Raw genomic sequence first — 18,515 nt, forward strand, 5'->3', positions numbered from 1 at the left:
TCAAACGGGATAATGGTGCAAAGCGCCCGGACATCAGATATTGATCTGCCGACCAACCCACAACCCATCGGCATCCCCTCCCCTGCCCTGTACGCTTTTAACGCCCTCAAACAAATCCGTACTTGCGAAAAGCTGAAAATGTTGCCGGATTTAACCTCGGTAAGGTTTATTTTTGGACGAATTTGGGATAAAGTGAGGTAAAACTTACTTTTAAGAACCTCTTAAAGGGATGTCAGGAGCAAACTATGAAAAACAGCCATATGACGATCGGAATCATTGACATCGGATCCAACTCTATCCGTCTGGCTATTTATGAAGCAACGCCGCAAGGGGAGTACCGGTTGATTCAGGAAATTAAAGAGTCCGCCCGGCTCAGCGAAAAGATGAATTCGGGCGGCGCCATGGAGCGGAAGGACGTTCTTTCGATCGTGCCGATTCTGGAGCAGTTCAGGGAAATTTGCGCCGTGTACGGCTGCCGGCAAATCCGCGTCGCCGCGACGGCGGCGATCCGGAACGCGGCCAATGCGGGGGAAATTGCCGAACTGCTCACGCGGCATACCGGACTTGAGATCGAAATTCTTACCGGGGAGCAGGAAGCCTATTTCGGCTTTCTCGGCGTCGCCGGCGCCATGGCGGAGGAGGATGGCTTCATCATCGACATCGGGGGAGGGAGCACGGAAATCACGCTGTTTCGGGACCGTAAACTGCTGCACAGCATCTCGCTCCCTTTAGGGGCGGTGAATGCCCAGGTTAAATTCGGGAACGGAAAAGAACCGTGGACGGCCGAAAATGCGGCCAATCTGGCGGCCGAGATCGAGCGGATGCTGTCGGGCCATCCATGGATGGCCGCCCATCCGGGGCTGCCGTTAATCGGTCTCGGCGGCACGATCCGCACGCTCGGCAAGCTCGACCAGCGCCGGCGGAAATATCCGCTGCGGCTCGCCCACTATTACAGGCTGGCTCCGGAAAGCATCCGCCATTATGCCGAAACGCTGCCGTTCATGCCGCTCGAAAAACGCAAGCGCCTCGACGGTTTGTCCAAAGCGCGGGCCGACATTATCGCTCCGGGGCTGATTATTCTGCAGACCGTGTTTGCGCGCATCGGAGCGGACTGCTGCCTGATCAGCGGAGCGGGGCTGCGGGAAGGGCTGCTGCAGGATGCGCTGGGGCTGCAGGCTCCCGCCGCCTCCGAAGTGTTAGCGCTGCAGGCCCGCGGCTTGCTTGCATTTCATAACCAGTCCCCGCTTGCTCATTTTCAGCAGGTCAGCCTGTACGCGGTCCGGCTGCATGATCTTTTGCTGGGAGCCGCCGCAACCGGCGGGGCGAAAACCCGGCAGATCGCGGCCGCGGCGGCCATGCTGTACAAAATCGGCGGCGCCGTGCGCTACCACCAGTACGACAAGCATACGTTATATTGGCTGACGCAAGCCCCGCTTGGCGCTTTAACTCACCGTGAGGCCGTAATATGCGGGTATGCGGCGGATTATCCGGCCAATCACGGAAAAAAAATGAATTTGGAAAATTACCGGGAGCTGCTTGCGGAGGGAGACGAAATCCTGATCCAGAAGCTTGGCGCCATCGTGGAAGCGGCCGTCGCGCTGGATGCCAGCGAAACGCAAAACGTCGAGCTGCTCAAGGCCGAGGCGTCCTCCGGCGCGCTGCTGCTGACGCTAAAATGCCGCAGTCAAGCTTACCTGGAGATCAGGCAGCTTGAAACCGCGGCAAAAAGCTTCAAAAAAGCGTGGGAGCTCAGGTTGGAGTGGGAGGTTCGCTCTTCTTCCACACGCTGATGTCCAGGGCGTCAAATTGGCTGCGGCAGGCCGGCTGAGTGCCGGTGAACGGCTCGTATTTTCCGCTCGGCACAAGCCGCTTCGCTTTGACGTTGTCGGAGAGCGACAGCATCAAAATCTGCACGAGCGTCTCCCGGGTTTCCGGCTTCGTCACGGGGCACATCAGCTCCAGCCGGCGCGTCAGGTTGCGCGTCATCCAATCCGCGCTGGACAGCCAGACTTCCGGCTTCCCGCCATTTTCGAAATAATAAATGCGCGAATGCTCCAAAAAGCGGTCGACGATGCTGCGCACCGTAATCCGTTCGCTCAGGCCTTCCACGCCGGGGCGCAGGCAGCAGACGCCGCGGACGATCAGGTCGATGTAAACCCCGGCCCGGGAAGCGGCGTACAGCTCGTCGATCATCTCCTGGTTGGACAGCGAGTTCATTTTGGCGATGATTTTGGCCGGCCTGCCGGCTGCAGCGTGTTCGGCTTCCCGGCGAATCAGCGCAAACAGCTTGTCCTTCATCCCCGTCGGCGCCAGCGTAAACGCCTGCCACTCGCCGGCGTCCGAGTACCCGGTGATCAGGTTGAACAATTGCGAGGCGTCCTCGCCGATCGCGGTATCGGTCGTAAACAAGCCGATATCGGTATACAGGCGCGCGGTAATGTCGTTGTAATTTCCCGTCCCCACATGCACGTACCGCCTTAAATCACGGCCTTCCTGCCGGACGACGAGCAAAATTTTGGCGTGGGTTTTAAGGCCCACCAAGCCGTACACGACATGGCATCCCGCTTTCTCCAGCGTGCGGGCCCAGGCGATGTTGCGCTCTTCGTCGAACCGCGCCTTAAGTTCCACGACGACGGTAACCTGTTTGCCCGATTCCGCGGCGCGGGCGAGCGCCCGGATGAGCGGCGAATTGCCGCTGACCCGGTACAACGTCATCTTGATCGCCATCACGGCCGGGTCCTCCGAAGCCTGGCTGATGAAATCCGTCACGGCGTCGAAGCTTTCGTAAGGATGATAGACCAGCACGTCCCGTTGCTTAAGCACCTCGAAAAAATCGTCTTCGGCATCGAATTCCCGGGGATACACCGGATCGATCTGCGGGTAGCGGAGCTTCGGATACCCTTTGACCACGCCCGGCAGCTTGCCGAGGAAGCTTAAATCGAGCGGTCCGTCGATTTCAAATACGGCGTCCGTAATCTCAAATTCCTCCTTCAGCACTTCCAGCGCGTAAGGATGGATACCCTTTTGGATCTCCAGCCGAACGGGCGCTCCCCAGCGGCGTTTCCGCAGCTCTTTTTCAATTTCCTCGAGCAGATCCTCGGCCCCTTCTTCGTCAAACGCCAAATCGGCGTTGCGGGTTACTCTGAACTCGTGCACGGCGAGCGGGACATAACCGCTGAATAGCGTTTGAATATGGTGGCGGATCAACTCTTCGATCAGAATGAAGGATTGCTTTTTGCTGTTGGAATGATGCGGCAGCGGAATGATGCGCGACAGATTGGAAGGAATTTGCACGATCGCGAAATAAGGCTCCTTCTCCTCCTCTTCGTCCGGCTTCTGCGCTTCATTTTCCCGCTTCAGCACGACGGATAAATAAACAAACCCTGTATGGACCAGAGGAAACGGCCTGCTTTGGTCGACGGCCATCGGAGTCAGCACCGGGAAAATAATGTCGTGATAGTACGTTTCCATAGATTTGCGCTGCGTCGAGGTCAGCTCATCGTATTTTAGAAATACGATGTTCTCTTTGGCGAGCTGTCTCGACAGATCCCGGAACGTCCGGTACTGTTCGCCGACCATCGCCGAGATTCTAGCAATCAGGCGTTTGTATAGTCCATCGGCCGTATAGCCGGTGAAATCTTTTTTGGTGTAACCCGCGCGGATCTGATCCTGGATCCCGGCCACGCGCACGCTCATGAACTCGTCCAAATTGCTCGACACGATCGAGAGAAATTTGGTTTTTTCCAGCAAAGGCGTCGCCGGATCCTTCGCTTCCTTCAGCACCCGGCGGTTGAATTCCACCCAGCTTAAATCGCGGTTTAAATATCTTGAACCTTGGTTTTTCGTTTCTGCAAGCGCCATCTCTACCATGACCTCCATTGGCCGAAAAGCTGTCTTAAAATCTTCGTTTTAGTATGGTGTTCCATCTTTTATTTTACAATGCCGATATGCCGGCGAAATACCTACTTTTGTAAAATCTATGTAAAAATTATAATTCCGTGTAAAATCGCGCTTCCTAAAATCATCCGATGCTTGTACACTCCCGGCAAAAATGGAGTAAAATAGAAATGCGACGTCTTTTGACGCCTGCCATTGAAGTTTTTATATTTCAAGGAGGTTGTTCAAGATGAATGCAAATCATCACGCGTATTATTTGAATGCCGCACCCCGAACGGAGTTTAACCGTTCGTCGCTGCGCCGGCTGAGACAAGACGGCCGGGTGCCCGCAGTGATCTACGGGGCCGAAACCGAAAATCTGGCGGTTCATGTGGATGTGAAGGAGCTTTTGAGGGTCGTCCGTACCGGAAGAACGGAGTTTTTCGACTTGAAGGTCGAAGGGGGACAGGTTTTTCCGGCGCTGATTAAGGAAATTCAGCAGCATAACGGGAAAATCGTCCATGTCGATTTTCAGCAGGTGACCAAAAACAAGCCGATCCGCGTAAAAATGCCGGTGCACTTGATCGGTACGGCCAAAGGCACGAAGGTTGGCGGAGTTCTGCAAATCCAGGAAACGGAGCTGGAGGTGGAAGGGCTGCCGGATATTTTGCCGGCCAGCTTGGATGTAGATATTTCATCCCTGGATGCGGGCGATAAATTGCTGGCCGGGGACGTACGGCTTCCGGACGGCGTTGTTTTGCATTCGCAAGCGGACGAGCTGCTGGCTTCGATCGTTCTGCCGCGTTCAGCGGAGGCGGATGCGGCCAGGAACGGTGACGAAGAACCCGCGGGGGCCGAAGGAGCCGGCGAATAAAGGACCGACTAAAAACCGGCAAGATCATGGGCCTGGAGTTCAGGCTGCCGTTAGGCGGGCCGCTCCCTGCGCGATCACGCAGGAAGCGGCTCGTTTTTTGAAAAATACCAGAAATTATAAAATTATCAGCGAAGTAGAAGATAAGGCACAGGTAGAGAGGGGAGGAGAAGAGGAAAGCTTGACGAAACCCGCTTTTGTAACTAGAATGGTTGCAGGATAACCGGGATTACATAAGTTAAACTAACGGCTGTCCTATCCGCGCAATCATTAGTTCAACATATATTGCAAGATTTTATTCAGAAAGAAGGGTTCGCATGCCGCCGAAAACGAAAACCAACGCTTTGGCCCAGCGCAAAGCCGAGCAGCTCAAGCAGCAGCAAAAACAAAAAACGAGAAGATTGATCTGGTTCAGCACGGTGGGAGTATTGCTCGTGCTGATTATCGCCGTCCTGGCGATCCAACCGCAACCGAAATCAGAAACGGCATCGTTTGATTATGTGAACCTCCCTGTGCTTGGAAATGCCGAAGCACCGGTGAAGATCGTAGAATTTGGCGATTTCCAGTGTCCGGCTTGCAAAAACGTAAATCAACTGATCAAACCGGAGCTGGTCAAAGACTATGTAGATCAAGGCAAGGCCGCTTTTTATTTTATGAATCTGCCCATTCTCGGGACGGATTCGCATACGGCGGCTTTGGCGGCGCAGTCGGTATTTCATCAAAACCCCGACGCTTACTGGACTTATTTCGATGCGATTTATGAACGCCAAGGCGATGAGAATAGCGGATGGGCTTCGGCGGAGTTTCTCGTCGCGCTGGCCAAAGAGCTGAAGCTGCCGATCGATTACGACCAGCTGCAGAAGGACATAACGGAAGCGACTTATAAAAATGAAGTCGATGAACAATACGCCAAAGGGGACAAGCTGGGCGTAAACAGCACGCCGACGTTTTTCATTAACGGTATTGAGTATGCGGGCAACGTTGGCGATTACGCTGCTCTGAAAAAATACATCGATCAGGAACTCCAGGGCAAATAACGAACGGGGAGGAACGGGCGTGCGGGCTTTTCTAAGGGATTACGGCATTTACCTTGCTTGGCTGGTCGCGCTGGTCGCTACGGCGGGCAGCTTGTATCTCAGCGAGGTGCTGCACTATGAACCGTGCCGGCTCTGCTGGTTCCAGCGGATATTCATGTATCCGCAGGTCATTTTGCTGGGCATCGCGGCCTACCGGAACGACCGGAGCATCATTCCGTACGTGCTGCCGCTTTGCATCATCGGCGGAACGATCTCGCTTTACCATTACGGTGAGCAAAAAATTCCGGGATTGGCGCGGCTGGTTCCCTGCAAAGTGGGGGTTCCTTGCAACGTGGATTATTTGGGCAGCGGCTGGCTTGGTTTTATTACAATACCGTTTATGGCGCTGACCGCTTTCGTTCTGATCGTCCTGTGCTTGCTGGCGGCGCGCCGCAAGGCCGAGGCGGAGGAACCGGAAGGGCGGATATAACCAGTAATTTCTATAATCTTAATAAAAAACCTATCCCTATCACCTTTAGCAGGTTAATAGGGACAGGTTTTTTGACGTTTTACCCGAGCATACGCTGAAACCAATCATTCACCGGTGTATACAGCCAGATGATGAGATAAAGCGGTGGGCAGCGGAATTATCCTTATCGTATATGGCGTACGCCTGGGCCTGGAGACGGCGGCTTTCGCCATACCTCTGGTGCTCATGATCGTTTATTACGTCAGGAAATGGCGGTCCGGTAAAACGCTGGACGTTTAAACGATCGTGTTGCCGATATTGGTGTCATCTTTATTGAGCAACATTTTGCCATTGATCAGCAGGTTGTTTAGAACCTTGGTTCGTTTCGAGCTTTCGGTTACGATGGCGTTGGGTATAGATTTACCGTTATTGGAATAAATCGTGTTTTGAGCGATGATTGCATCCTCGGCGTTATCAGCTAATGAAATACCGTACGCAGCGTCATCTTTTCTTTTGAAGGTGATGCGGTTGCCGACAATCTCGGCGCGCTGCCCCCCCTTGATTTGAATCGCCGAATTGCCTGTGATGTCTGAAATTTCGTTGTCGGCGATTTTAACGATTTTGCCGGCGCTGCTCTCTCCGTAAATGGCGACGGATCGGGAGCCAAATATATAATTCTCTTTGAGCGTAACATCGCTGTTTTTGTCGAAGCTGATCGCGTAATTATTGGTTTGTTTTCCTGTGTAGCTGGCGCAGTCGATATAATTGCCTTCCGCGAAAACCGATGTCCCCTTTGTCCCCCAGTTTTTGATGGATATGCCGCCATTGCACTGGCCAAACGAATTGCCCCGCAGCACGACATTGGTGGACTTGTCCAGTTCGAGGCCGAAGCGTTCCGAATGGAGGGCCTTGTTGTTCAGGAATTGTACGTCATTGCTGTTGTCGACCTTGTAAGGCAGGCCCGCGCAGCGGTGCACGGCATTGTCCGCGACCAATACGTTTTCCGCGTCCCATACGCCGATGCCCGTGCCGCCCGTGTTGCCCAAATGGGACACCGTATTCCCGGTCACGACCACGTCTTTCCCGCGGGCGTCGATGCCGCTGCTGAAGCCTTTAATGATATTGCCGACTATCGTCACGTTGTTTCCGTCATATCCGTTCGATACCTGCTGCGCTGCGATGGCGACTTTGCTACCGTCCGTCCGGACCATTACGTTGTTGCTGATAACCGTATCCGTACCATTACCGTAAGAGAACGTATTGTCTGCGTGATTCCCTTCGATAATTACTCCATAACCGTTAAAGTTCAGCACGGAAACCTCGGCGTTGCCGCGGAACACGTTGCCCCGGACGACAACTCTGCGCGGTTCCTCGTAGTCGATAGCGCCTTCGCCGTATCCTTCGATATCGATACCGGCCCAAGGTTTGGTGCCCTTGACGGTGCCTGCGTTTGTAATTACATTGTTTTCTACAAAGACGCCATCGGCAGCCGTGATCGAAATGTTGTTCCGGCGTGCTCCGTCCAATGAGCAGTTGCGGATGGCTACTTTTTCCGGTTTGTCATAATCGGGGTCTACGCCCAACAGGCCCACCGAGCCGAGAAAGATGCAGTCGCCGATGCATTTGCGAATCTTCATATTTTCGATCGTAATATTCTTACCGCCGTGGACATAAATCCCAAAGCCCCATTCATACGTCGATTTCGGGAGTTTGCTGAAATCGTGCTGGTCCAGATCCCCAGTGATGATCCCGCCTGAAATCGTGACATTTTGCACTTTGCGCAGATAGATACAAGAGTAACCTCTCTCCGCGTTTGGCTGAACCTTCAGTTCCGCCTCGTGATCCAAAGTAAGCTTCATGTGGGACGGCACCACGATGCCGCCGCCTTTTTCCGGAGTGTTTGGAAAGGTGGTCCCGACGCCTTGAATCAAGTACGTCCCTTTCGGAATAAACGCTTCGTTATACCCGGCGCTTTTTGCATGGGCGATCGCCTTGTTCAAGCCCTCCGTCGTTTTTACCGCCTCGGTGCCGTCGGTTTTGATGCCCCACTGCGCCGGATCGATGACGTAGCAGGTGGCGTTTACGGCGGCAGGCTGTGCGGCCATACCGGTCACTGCCCCCTTAACATTTTCCGTGCTGTTTGCTGCCGGTTGCGTTTTGTTTACATGCTGGTTGTTCATTATGATTCCTCCTTGTCTTTTGCCTCTTGATTTTTGACTTGTTTGCCTTAGGGCCGTTTAAGTATTCCGGTGTAAACTTCATCTCCTTTGCGCAAAGTCTTTAAGTACCCGTACGGTGTTTTCACTCGGGCTCCGAAGGGGCAGTTCCCCAAGGTTCCCGTACTACCAAAGTAACAGAACCCGCGAGCGGCGAAGGGCCATGAAGCGGACAAGGCAAGGACAAAAAACGGACAAAGAGCGGCCAGGTAATGGATGGGATAAGGCGGGAGGGACAAGAGCAGGGGCCAGGGGGCGAAAGTTGCAAAACCGGTAAAACCGGCAAAACTGGCAAAACTAGCAAAATTAGCAAAACCTACAGCTTATGTCGGACGATTTGGGTGTCAGCTCATAAAATAGCGGTACTTTATGTTCTTATTATCCGGATATAAGCATGTTCATCACCGTTAGCGGCATTTTTTGTACTTATTTTCCGGCGAATGACCCGGAACGCGGACATTTTCTTACTAGTCAAGAAAATAGAGACATAAATGGCTCCTATTTCTCTCAAATGGGTGCATAGCGCCGGAATAACGGCGTTTTTTGCCTTTATTTCTGGGGATCTGCTGTCCCGTCGCTCCGTCCCCCGTCGCTCCGCCGCCTCGCCGCCCCGCTATACTCGCGTTATTCTAGGAACCGCCTTGGACTTACGAAGTGTACTGTTTGCGGAACTGCCGCGGCGAGCAGCCGTTTTTGAGCGCAAAGCGGTTGGAGAAATACGGCGTGCTGCCAAACCCGACATAAGCGGCGATGACCGAGATCGGCCATTCGGTTTTCAGCAGCAGCAGCTTGGCCTGTTCGAGGCGGTAATGCAGCAGATAATCGTTCGGCGTCATCCCGTATACCTGCTTCATGCAGCGCGTAATGTAGTTGTAGTGGTAGTGCAGCGCCTCGGACATCTGCCCGCTGCTGATTTCCGCGCGGTAATTGTTCTTGATGAACGCTTCGGCTTTTTCCGCCACGGTGACGACCGGTGAAGCGTACGACTCCAGTTGCCTAAGGTCCATCGTACGCAGCAGTTCCCCGAACAGCTGCTGCCCGGTCCAAAAGGCGCTCGACTGGCGTTCCCCCGAATGATGCAGCAGTTGGCGAAACAGGCGGTAGGCCTGCTCGGGGTAGGGCATCGTCCACATTTTGGGCAACTGGATGGAATAAGGCGAGGCCAGGAACCGCCGATAGTGCTCTTCCGCGCCGGGGTACGGGAAATCCGGTTCCTCCCCGGGAATCTGCTGCCAGGAGCTAACCGTGTGAAAATGCAGCCAATAAAAAGCCGTAGGTTCCTCGCACGGCCCCGCCGCATAATGATACTGGTCAGGGAGCAGCAGCAGCGATTGCCCCGCCGTCAAGCTCCACCGCCGCCCGGCTTCGCCGATATGCAGCGTCCCGCTCTCCATAACGAGCAGGTCGAAAATACCGAGATTCCTGCGGCTCGGATGCTCCTCCCCGGGCTCGTAAACGGTATACCCGCATTCGAGAAAATAAGGCAGGGGCGGAGCGGCGATTTGCACGATTTCCGCTGTTTTCAGCATCGGACGATCCCTCCGGGATAAGTGTGAAATATTATAACTTTTAAGTTGCTGACATCCATATTATGAAGCAAATCTATGAGATAGAATAGGGTTGGTTAGTATGATATTTCAAAAAAGAGGAGGATCTCTGGTATGTTCCAAACCGACAAAACGCAGCGGTCCGAAAGAGTGCCGTTAAACCGGGTGCGCATCCGGGACGATTTTTGGAGCTACTATATTGGGCTTGTGCGCGACGTGGTCGTTCCCTATCAATGGGAGGCCTTGAACGACCGGGTGGAGAGCGCCGAACCAAGCGGCGCCGTCCGCAATTTCCGGATCGCGGCCGGGCTTGAGCAAGGGGATTTCTACGGAATGGTGTTTCAGGACAGTGACCTGGCGAAATGGCTGGAAGCGGTGTCTTACTTATTGGAAGCGGATGCAAATCCGCAGCTGGAAGAAACCGCCGACGGGTTAATCGACATTATTGCCCAGGCCCAGCAGGATGACGGGTATTTGAATACGTATTTTACGGTGAAAGAACCGGACGGACGTTGGACCAATCTGACGGAATGCCACGAGCTCTACTGCGCGGGGCATATGATCGAGGCGGGGGTGGCGTATTACCGGGCTACGGGCAAAAGAAAGCTGCTCGACGTCGTCTGCAAGTTTGCGGATTATATCGGCACCGTGTTCGGAAACGAGCCGGGGCAGCTGCCGGGCTACGACGGGCACCAGGAAATCGAGCTGGCGCTGGTCAAACTGTACGAAGTAACGGGCAATGAGCGGTATTTGCGCCTGAGCAAGTATTTTTTGGATCAGCGCGGACAAAAACCGAACTTTTTTGAAGCGGAGCTGCAAAAACGGGGCGGCAAAACGCATTGGCCGGGAAGCGGCAAGCATGTGGACTTGGCCTACCATCAGGCGCATCTGCCGGTGCGGGAGCAGGAGACCGCGGCCGGGCATGCGGTGCGGCTCTTGTACATGCTTACCGGGATGGCCGATGTGGCGGCGCTGACGGGGGACGAGTCCATGCTCGCGGCGTGCCGCAAGCTGTGGGACAACATCGCCGGCAAGCAGATGTATATCACCGGCGGGGTAGGCTCGATGCCGCAGGGCGAGGCGTTCTCCTTCGACTACGATTTGCCGAACGATACGGTATATGCCGAGACATGCGCTTCAATCGGGCTTGTTTTCTTTGCCCAGCGGATGCTGCGGCTCGCGCCCGAATCGAAATACGCGGACGTCATGGAGCGGGCGCTTTACAATACGGTCGTCGGCGGAATGGCGCGGGACGGCAAGCATTTCTTTTACGTCAATCCGCTTGAGGTGGATCCGAAAGCCTGCCATGGCGCCAACCATAAATACGACCATATCAAAACGGTACGCCAGGAATGGTTCGGCTGCGCTTGCTGCCCGCCCAACGTCGCCCGGCTGCTCGCCTCGCTCGGGGAATACATTTATACGGTGCAAGGGGATACGGTGTACGCCCACCTCTACATCGGCGGGGAAGCCGAGCTGCAGGTTGGCGGAAGCCGGGTGAAGCTGGTGCAGGCGACCGATTATCCGTGGGACGGTCTGGTGCGCTTTACGGTCCACCCGCAGGAGGGCGGGGAGTTCGCGCTGGCGTTGCGCTTGCCGGACTGGTGTCCCGAAGCGAGCCTCACCGTCTGCGGTGAAACGGTGCCGCTGAACGGCAGCACGGTCAGGAACGGCTATGCGCGGGTACAGCGGCGCTGGCAGGAGGGCGACGTTGTGGAGCTGCGGCTTTCCATGCCGGTTACGCGCATGTACAGCCATCCGCTTGTCCGCGCAAACGCCGGAAAGGTCGCGCTGCAGCGGGGACCGCTCGTGTACTGCCTGGAGCAGGCGGACAACGGAGCGAACCTGCACGAACTGGCGCTGCCGAAAATGGCGGAGCTTACCGTCCGGAGGGAGGCGGAGCTGCTCGGCGGCGTAGTCACGATCGAGGCTGCGGCTGAGCGCCAGGACGAAGCGGCGTGGACCGGCGGCTTGTACAGTCCGCAGCCGCCTTCGGCCACGCGGCCGGCGGCGCTGAAATTTATTCCGTATTATGCCTGGGCCAATCGCGGGGAAGGCGAAATGACCGTGTGGGTTCGGGAGCAGTGACGATTCCCGCACCGATAGGCGCTTAGCCGCGGATGTCTACGGATTGCCGGACGCATTGCGCGTTTCATGTTGTGCGTTCGTTGTTCCATGTTCAAGAGGCGGATTCGCAAATATACGAGCAGGACGACCCAATAATTTTTTCTCTTTTTTGCCGGATCTTCGGCAGATACGGGGGAAGTCGTCTGTGACGAGTGCCTAAACGTCCGCATATGATACCAGAAGAGACGATCATCTTTTTGGTAAAGGAGCGAGCGGTCCTTGAGAAAAGGCAAAGGCACAAAATCCGGCAGGGCGAGAAAATCCTCACTCTACTATGTGGATAATCCGGATATGAACGAGTTAATGTTGTTGGAAGAAAGGAGAGCGGCACGGCCGGAGGAGCTAAAGGAAATAAAAATTCATCAGAGCGCCTCTTCGCTATTGTCCGCCCCCGAAGAGGAAGAACTGGAACTCCCTTCACCCGAAAAGGAGGCGGTAGAAGACCTTCCGCCCGGGAAGGAGGCGATCGCGGCCCCTCTGCCCAAGAAGGAGGCGGTAGCAGCTCCTCAGCCCGGGAAGGAAGCGATGACATTTCCTCCGCCTTGGCAGGAAGCGCCGGAATACCCTACCGGCGAGCGTGTGCCGCAGGTACAAGACAAACCGGTAGATAAAAACGTCCTGAAACAGGAACTGGGAATTATTTATACGGATGATATTATGGATGCGGCGGTAACCGGGGAAAAAATCGCGCCCCATACGATCGACGCTTCGCGGATTATGCGCGGCAGCATCGGTACCGCCTGGATCGCCGATTATGCAGTGGACACCATCAAATTGGCCGACGGAGCCGTCACTTCGAGCAAGCTTGCCCCTTTGTCCGTAACCGGCAGCCATCTGGTGGACAGCGCGATCGAGGGCAGAGCGATCAAGGATCGCTCCGTCGGCGGGGAAAAGCTGGCGGACGGCAGCATCACCTCGGATAAATTGGCCGACCGGGTCATCGCCGGGGAGAAGCTGGCGGACGGTTCCATCGAAAGCCGGCATTTAAGCGAATGGATCGTCACGACCAATTTGATTCAGAATCAAGCGGTGACAAGCGAAAAAATCCGCAGCGGGGCGATCGAATCGGTCAACCTGGCGAACGGAGCCGTGGATACCTCCAAACTGGGCGATGAATCGGTTACGACGTCCAAGCTGCGCGACGGCGCTGTGACGAGCGCCAAGCTGCGGGAAGGCGCGGTGGAAAGCCGGCATCTGGCGAAAAACACCATAACCGCCAGCCACCTCGCTCCCGGACTGATCGGCGGCGAGATGCTGGCTCCCGCCAGCGTCGGTACCAAGCAGCTGCGGGAGGGAAGCGTCGGCACCGGCCATATCTGCGACCAGGCGGTCGAATCCCGCCATATTCGCTCGGGAAGCGTCGGCACCGCCCATTTGCAGCCCGGCAGCGTCGGAGCGGAGCAACTGGCGGACGGTTCGGTTAAAGGCCGGCATTTGGCCGACAAATCGATCCTGTCCACGAAATTGTCCGATCAATCCATCGGCACCGCGCAAATCGTCGAACAGGCCGTCACTTCGTCCAAAATCGCCGATCAAAGCATTTTGCCGGGGAAAATCGCCGACGAGGCTGTGCAGACCCGCCATCTGGCCAAATCCGCGGTCCATTCGCCGCAGCTGGCGCCATCTTCCGTCACAGGAATGCATTTGGCGCCTGCCTCGGTCCAAGGGGAGCATGTGTTGCCGGAATCTATCCAGGAATGGCATCTGGCGGATGGGGCCGTCACGGGAGAAAAGCTGGCTGTCGGCGAGATTGCCGGACATCACCTGGCGGAGGGGGCGGTTACGGCGGCCCACCTTCAGCCCGGCAGCGTCACCGCCGACAAGCTCACGGAGGACAGCGTGACCAGCCGCAGCCTGGCTCCGGGCGCGGTGACGGGATACGCGATCGGCCCTCGCCAGGTATCGTCGGAGCATCTGGCCCCGGGGGCGATTCAAAACATTCATCTGGCCAAACAGAGCATTGACGGCAGCCTGCTGCAAAACGGGGCTATCCGGGAGGAGCATTTGGGGGCCGGATCGATCTTTTCTCCGCATTTGCAGGATCATGCGGTCACGTCCCTGAAGCTGTCGCCGGAAAGCGTTACGACCGACAAACTGGGCGATCTGGCGGTAACCACCGCCAAAATGGCCGACGGCAACGTGACGGCCGCAAAAATCGCCCCGCAGGCCATCCAGCCCCGGCATCTGGCTCCGGGCGCCGTGCAGTCGGAGTGTCTGGCCCCGGGTGCGGTTTTGCCCTTGCATCTGGCGGATAACGCTGTCTCTTCGGCGCATCTGCAAACGCATGCCGTTGACGAGAATCATCTTGCTTCCGGAGCCGTTTCGCCGCGGGTGCTGCAGGATGGCGCCGTTTCGGCCGGAAAATTGGCCGCCGAAGCGGTCCAGGCGCGGCATCTGGCGGAGGAAAGCGTCGAGGGCCGGCATATCGGCGAGGCGGTGGTCGCATCGCGCCATCTCGCGCCCGAAACGATCGACTTCTGGCATCTGTCGCCCGAACTGCAGCAAAGCGGACTGTTGCCGGAAGACGGTGTCGACGGGGAGGATATCCAGCCGCTGTCGATCGAGCGGTCGCATCTGCAGTCCGGGGCCGTGGATGCCGATGTGCTGGCCGGGGAAGCGGTCGGTTCGGAGCATCTGCAAAAAGGGGCGGTGCAAAGCGGCCACATCGCCAGTGAGGCCGTTCAGAGCGACCACCTGGCGCAAGAGGCCGTGCAAGCGGAGCATCTGGCGGAGGAGAGCGTAGAAGGCCGGCACATCGGTGAAGGGGCGATCGTATCCCGCCATATTGCGGCCGAAGCAATCGACTTCTGGCATTTGTCGGCCGAATTGCAGCAAAGCGGGCTGCTGCCGGAAGACGGAATCGATGGGAAGGATGTAAAACTCTCATCGATAGGCCGGGCGCATCTGCAGTCCGGAGCCGTGGATGCCGATGTGCTGGCCGGGGAGTCGGTTGGCGGCGAGCATTTACAGCGGGGCGTCGTGCAAAGCGGGCATATCGCCGCCGAGGCCGTGCGAAGCGCGCATCTGGCCCCTGAGGCCATACGTTCGCTGCATTTGGCGGAAGCCAGCGTAGAGGGGCGGCATATCGAAGAAGCGGCGATCGCATCGCGCCACCTCGCGCCCGAAGCGATCGAGAGTGAGCACCTGTCGGCCGAACTGCTGCGAAGCGGGCTGCTGCCGGCAGACGGGATCGATGGAAAGGATATTCATCCGTTATCGATATCCCGGGTGCATCTGCAGTCCGGAGCCGTGGACGGCGACGTGCTGGCGGAAGAGTCCGTCGGCGGCGAGCATCTGCGGCGGGGCGCGGTGCAAAGCGGACATCTCGCCGCCGAGGCCGTACAAAGCGATCATTTGGCCTCCGGGACCGTACGTGCGCAGCATCTGGCGGAGGCCAGCGTAGAGGGGCGGCATATCGGCAAAGCGGCGATCGCATCGGGGCATCTCGCACCCGAAGCGGTCGAAGGCTTTCACCTGTCGGCCGAACTGCTGCGAAGCGGGCTGCTGCCGGCAGACGGGATCGGCGGGGAGGATATTCATCCCTTGTCGATAAGCCGGGCACATCTTCAGTCCAGAGCCGTGGATGCCGACGTGCTGGCCGCGGAGTCGGTCGGTGCCGAGCATCTGCAGCGGAGCGCGGTGCAAAGCAGGAATCTCGCCGCGGAGTCGGTGCAGAGCGCCCATTTGGCTCCCGAGATCGTAAGATCGCTGCATCTGGCGAAGGAGAGCATAGAGGGACGGCACATCGAGGATGCAGCGATCGCATCCCGCCACATTGCCGCGAAATCGGTGCAGGGCGCTCATCTGGCTCCTGAAGCCGTAGGGCCGCAGCATTTGGCGGAGGCTAGCATAGAGGGGCGGCATATTGGGGAAGCGGCGATCGCATCGCGCCACATTGCGCGCGAAGCGATCGGGAGTGCGCACCTGTCGGCCGAACTGCAGCGAAGCGGGCTGCTGCCGGCAGAAGGGATCGACGGTGAGGATATTCACCCGCTGTCGATAGGCCGGGCGCATCTGCAGTCTGAAGCCGTGGACGGCGAGGTGCTGGCCGAGGGAGCGGTTGGCGGCGAGCATCTGCGGCGGGGAGCGGTGCAAAGCGGGCATCTCGCCGCAGAGTCGGTGCAGGGCGCTCATCTGGCCGCTGAAGCCGTAGGGCCGCAGCATCTGGCGAAGGGGAGCGTAGAGGGGCGGCATATTGGGAAAGCGGCGATCGCATCGCGTCACATAGCCGCGGAGTCGGTGCAGGGCGCTCATCTGGCTCCTGAAGCCGTAGGGCCGCAGCATTTGGCGGAGGCTAGCATAGAGGGGCGGCATATTGGGGAAGCGGCGATCGCATCGCGCCACATTGCGCGCGAAGCGATCGGGAGTGCGCACCTGTCGGCCGAACTGCAGCGAAGCGGGCTGCTGCCGGCAGAAGGGATCGACGGTGAGGATATTCACCCGCTGTCAATAGGCCGGGCGCATCTGCAGTCTGAAGCCGTGGACGGCGAGGTGCTGGCCGAGGGAGCGGTTGGCGGCGAGCATCTGCGGCGGGGAGCGGTGCAAAGCGGGCATCTCGCCGCGGAGTCGGTGCAGGGCGCTCATCTGGCCGCTGAAGCCGTAGGGCCGCAGCATCTGGCGAAGGGGAGCGTAGAGGGGCGGCATATTGGCGAAGCGGCGATCACTTCCCGCCACATTGCCGCCGAGTCGATCGATGTCCGGCATTTGTCGGCCGAACTGCAGCGAAACGGTCTGCTGCCGGCAGACGGTATCGGAGAAGAGGATATTCATCCGCTGTCGATAGGCCGGGCGCATCTGCAGTCCGAAGCCGTGGACGGCGAAGTGCTGGCCGAGGGAGCGGTTGGCGGTGAGCATCTGCAGCGGGGAGCGGTGCAAAGCGGGCATCTCGCCGCAGAGTCGGTGCAGAGCGCTCATCTGGCCGCTGAAGCCGTAGGGCCGCAGCATCTGGCACAGGGGAGCATAGAGGGACGGCATATTGGCGAAGCGGCAATCGCATCGCGTCACCTAGCCGCAGAGTCGGTGCAGGGCGCTCATTTGGCCCCTGAGTCCGTGCGGGCGCTGCATCTGGCGAAGGAGAGCGTGGAAGGCCGGCATATCGAGGAAGCGGCGATCGCATCCCGCCACATCGGCCCCGAGTCGATCGATGTCTGGCATCTGTCGGCCGAACTGCAGCGAAACGGGCTGCTTCCGGAAGAAGGGATCGACGGTGAGGATATTCATCCGCTGTCGATAGGCCGGGCGCATCTGCAGGCTGAAGCCGTAGACGGCGAGGTGCTGGCCGAGGAGTCGGTCGGCGGCGAGCATCTGCGGCGGGGAGCGGTGCAAAGCGGGCATCTCGCCGCAGAGTCGGTGCAGAGCGCTCATTTGGCTCCTGAGTCCGTGCGGGCACTGCATCTGGCGAAGGAGAGCGTGGAAGGCCGGCATATCGAGGAAGCGGCAATCGCATCGCGTCACATCGGCCCCGAGTCGATCGATGTCTGGCATCTGTCGGCTGAACTGCAGCGAAACGGGCTGCTGCCGGAAAAAGGGATCGGTGGCGAGGACATTCAGCCATTGTCGATAGATCGGGTACACCTTCAGGCCGGTGTTGTGGATGCCGACATTCTGGCCGAGGAGTCGGTCGGCGGCGAGCATCTGCAGCAGGGAGCGGTGCAAAGCGGGCATATTGCAAACGCGGCGGTCGGCAGCGCACAGCTTGCCGATGAAGCGATTGCCTCGCGCCACCTGAAAACCGGCGCGGTCGGCGCGGAGCACCTTGCCTTTACTCCGGTCCAGACGCTGCTGGACCAGCCGGCCAAACAGCTGTTTGGAATGTCGGCGTTTTTGTTGCAGCGCGATGAGGCCGAAACGCAAGTGAAGGTTGAATTTGAAGAGCCGTTTGCTAATCCTAACTTTGTTATCGTTGCAATGACGAACCATTCGGCTTTTTACGCCACGCTAAGCGAACAAACTCAGGAATCGGCCGTCATTACGATTTCCAGGCTGAAGGAAAGCCATGTCCACTACGGCTTCGTCATGTGGATTGCCATCGGAAACGCGCATTAGAGTGTAGGGCCGATAAGATCGTAGCAGGGCCGCCGAGTTTATTCGGCGGCTTTTTGCCGTGCCAGCCGGGCGGGGATTTATTCCTGTCTGTGCCTTATTCGTAGTGGGACTGACGGCATGGGCTGCGTATGCAGCGATGGGCCGTATCCATTGGAAAAATCCAATAGATTGACGGAAATCAAACACAATTTTGAACTCACATTGGAAGTATCCAATAAACTTCGCTTAAATCGCCCATTTTGCACCTTGCCGAGTCTCATCTATTGGAAAGTATCCAATCAAGCCTCCATATTTACGATTGAATTTCCATTTTAATTGGATATATCCAATGAGGTTTCGCCGGGGCTG

11 protein-coding genes are annotated in these 18,515 nt (G+C 57.3%); 8 read left to right on the forward strand and 3 right to left on the reverse strand.

Features of this window, described 5'->3' with window-relative positions:
- The first annotated feature begins 245 nt into the window (after nt 1-245).
- The gene (locus NYE74_RS12415; protein ID WP_326043834.1) at nt 246-1,790 is read left to right on the forward strand and encodes a Ppx/GppA phosphatase family protein; all 1,545 of its coding nucleotides are present in this window, start codon (nt 246-248) and stop codon (nt 1,788-1,790) included.
- Here NYE74_RS12415 and ppk1 read toward each other — a convergent pair.
- Entirely contained in the window at nt 1,750-3,861 is a 2,112-nt protein-coding gene (gene ppk1 / locus NYE74_RS12420) for a polyphosphate kinase 1 (protein ID WP_326043835.1), read from the reverse strand. The genes NYE74_RS12415 and ppk1 overlap by 41 nt on opposite strands.
- A 265-nt stretch (nt 3,862-4,126) precedes the next feature.
- On the opposite strand from ppk1, the gene NYE74_RS12425 reads away from it, so the two are divergent.
- The 5 genes from NYE74_RS12425 to NYE74_RS12445 all read left to right on the forward strand — a co-directional run bounded on the left by NYE74_RS12425 (nt 4,127) and on the right by NYE74_RS12445 (nt 6,532).
- Complete coding sequence (locus NYE74_RS12425) at nt 4,127-4,750, forward strand: 50S ribosomal protein L25 (RefSeq protein WP_036620734.1); 624 nt, start codon at nt 4,127-4,129, stop codon at nt 4,748-4,750.
- A gap of 97 nt (nt 4,751-4,847) precedes the next feature.
- Nucleotides 4,848-4,970: a hypothetical protein gene (locus tag NYE74_RS12430; RefSeq protein ID WP_255310261.1), complete on the forward strand. Its 123-nt coding sequence runs from the start codon at nt 4,848-4,850 to the stop codon at nt 4,968-4,970.
- A gap of 94 nt (nt 4,971-5,064) precedes the next feature.
- A complete protein-coding gene (locus NYE74_RS12435) occupies nt 5,065-5,784 on the forward strand; it encodes a DsbA family protein (RefSeq protein ID WP_341004811.1) in 720 nt (239 codons plus the stop codon).
- Nucleotides 5,785-5,803: 19 nt separating this feature from the next.
- Nucleotides 5,804-6,253: a disulfide oxidoreductase gene (locus NYE74_RS12440; RefSeq protein ID WP_036620739.1), complete on the forward strand. Its 450-nt coding sequence runs from the start codon at nt 5,804-5,806 to the stop codon at nt 6,251-6,253.
- 144 nt (nt 6,254-6,397) lie between these two features.
- Entirely contained in the window at nt 6,398-6,532 is a 135-nt protein-coding gene (locus tag NYE74_RS12445; RefSeq protein ID WP_255310260.1) for a hypothetical protein, read from the forward strand.
- Here the strand turns inward: NYE74_RS12445 and NYE74_RS12450 are convergent.
- Both NYE74_RS12450 and NYE74_RS12455 read right to left on the reverse strand, forming a co-directional pair.
- On the reverse strand, nt 6,529-8,412 hold the full coding sequence (locus NYE74_RS12450; protein ID WP_051985324.1) for a right-handed parallel beta-helix repeat-containing protein: 1,884 nt from the start codon (nt 8,410-8,412) through the stop codon (nt 6,529-6,531). The two genes, NYE74_RS12445 and NYE74_RS12450, sit on opposite strands and share 4 nt — an antisense overlap.
- Before the next feature lie 683 nt (nt 8,413-9,095).
- A complete protein-coding gene (locus tag NYE74_RS12455; RefSeq protein WP_341004812.1) occupies nt 9,096-9,977 on the reverse strand; it encodes an AraC family transcriptional regulator in 882 nt (293 codons plus the stop codon).
- Nucleotides 9,978-10,109: 132 nt separating this feature from the next.
- Between NYE74_RS12455 and NYE74_RS12460 the strand changes: the two genes are divergently transcribed.
- Nucleotides 10,110-12,083, forward strand: a complete 1,974-nt coding sequence (locus NYE74_RS12460) for a glycoside hydrolase family 127 protein (RefSeq protein ID WP_316561256.1) — start codon at nt 10,110-10,112, stop codon at nt 12,081-12,083.
- A gap of 258 nt (nt 12,084-12,341) precedes the next feature.
- Nucleotides 12,342-18,167, forward strand: a complete 5,826-nt coding sequence (locus NYE74_RS12465; protein ID WP_340928796.1) for a WIAG-tail domain — start codon at nt 12,342-12,344, stop codon at nt 18,165-18,167.
- The last annotated feature ends 348 nt before the right edge of the window (nt 18,168-18,515 follow it).

Source organism: Paenibacillus sp. FSL P4-0127 (assembly GCF_038007325.1).
Lineage (GTDB): Bacteria > Bacillota > Bacilli > Paenibacillales > Paenibacillaceae > Fontibacillus > Fontibacillus macerans.

Excerpts from the sequence above, each read along its gene's own strand:
- NYE74_RS12455 (WP_341004812.1), bottom strand. The coding sequence starts at position 9,977 with ATGCTGAAAACAGCGGAAATCGTGCAAATCGCCGCTCCGCCCCTGCCT.
- NYE74_RS12435 (WP_341004811.1), top strand. The coding sequence starts at position 5,065 with ATGCCGCCGAAAACGAAAACCAACGCTTTGGCCCAGCGCAAAGCCGAG.
- NYE74_RS12460 (WP_316561256.1), top strand. The coding sequence starts at position 10,110 with ATGTTCCAAACCGACAAAACGCAGCGGTCCGAAAGAGTGCCGTTAAAC.
- ppk1 (WP_326043835.1), bottom strand. The coding sequence starts at position 3,861 with ATGGCGCTTGCAGAAACGAAAAACCAAGGTTCAAGATATTTAAACCGC.
- NYE74_RS12450 (WP_051985324.1), bottom strand. The coding sequence starts at position 8,412 with ATGAACAACCAGCATGTAAACAAAACGCAACCGGCAGCAAACAGCACG.
- NYE74_RS12415 (WP_326043834.1), top strand. The coding sequence starts at position 246 with ATGAAAAACAGCCATATGACGATCGGAATCATTGACATCGGATCCAAC.
- NYE74_RS12425 (WP_036620734.1), top strand. The coding sequence starts at position 4,127 with ATGAATGCAAATCATCACGCGTATTATTTGAATGCCGCACCCCGAACG.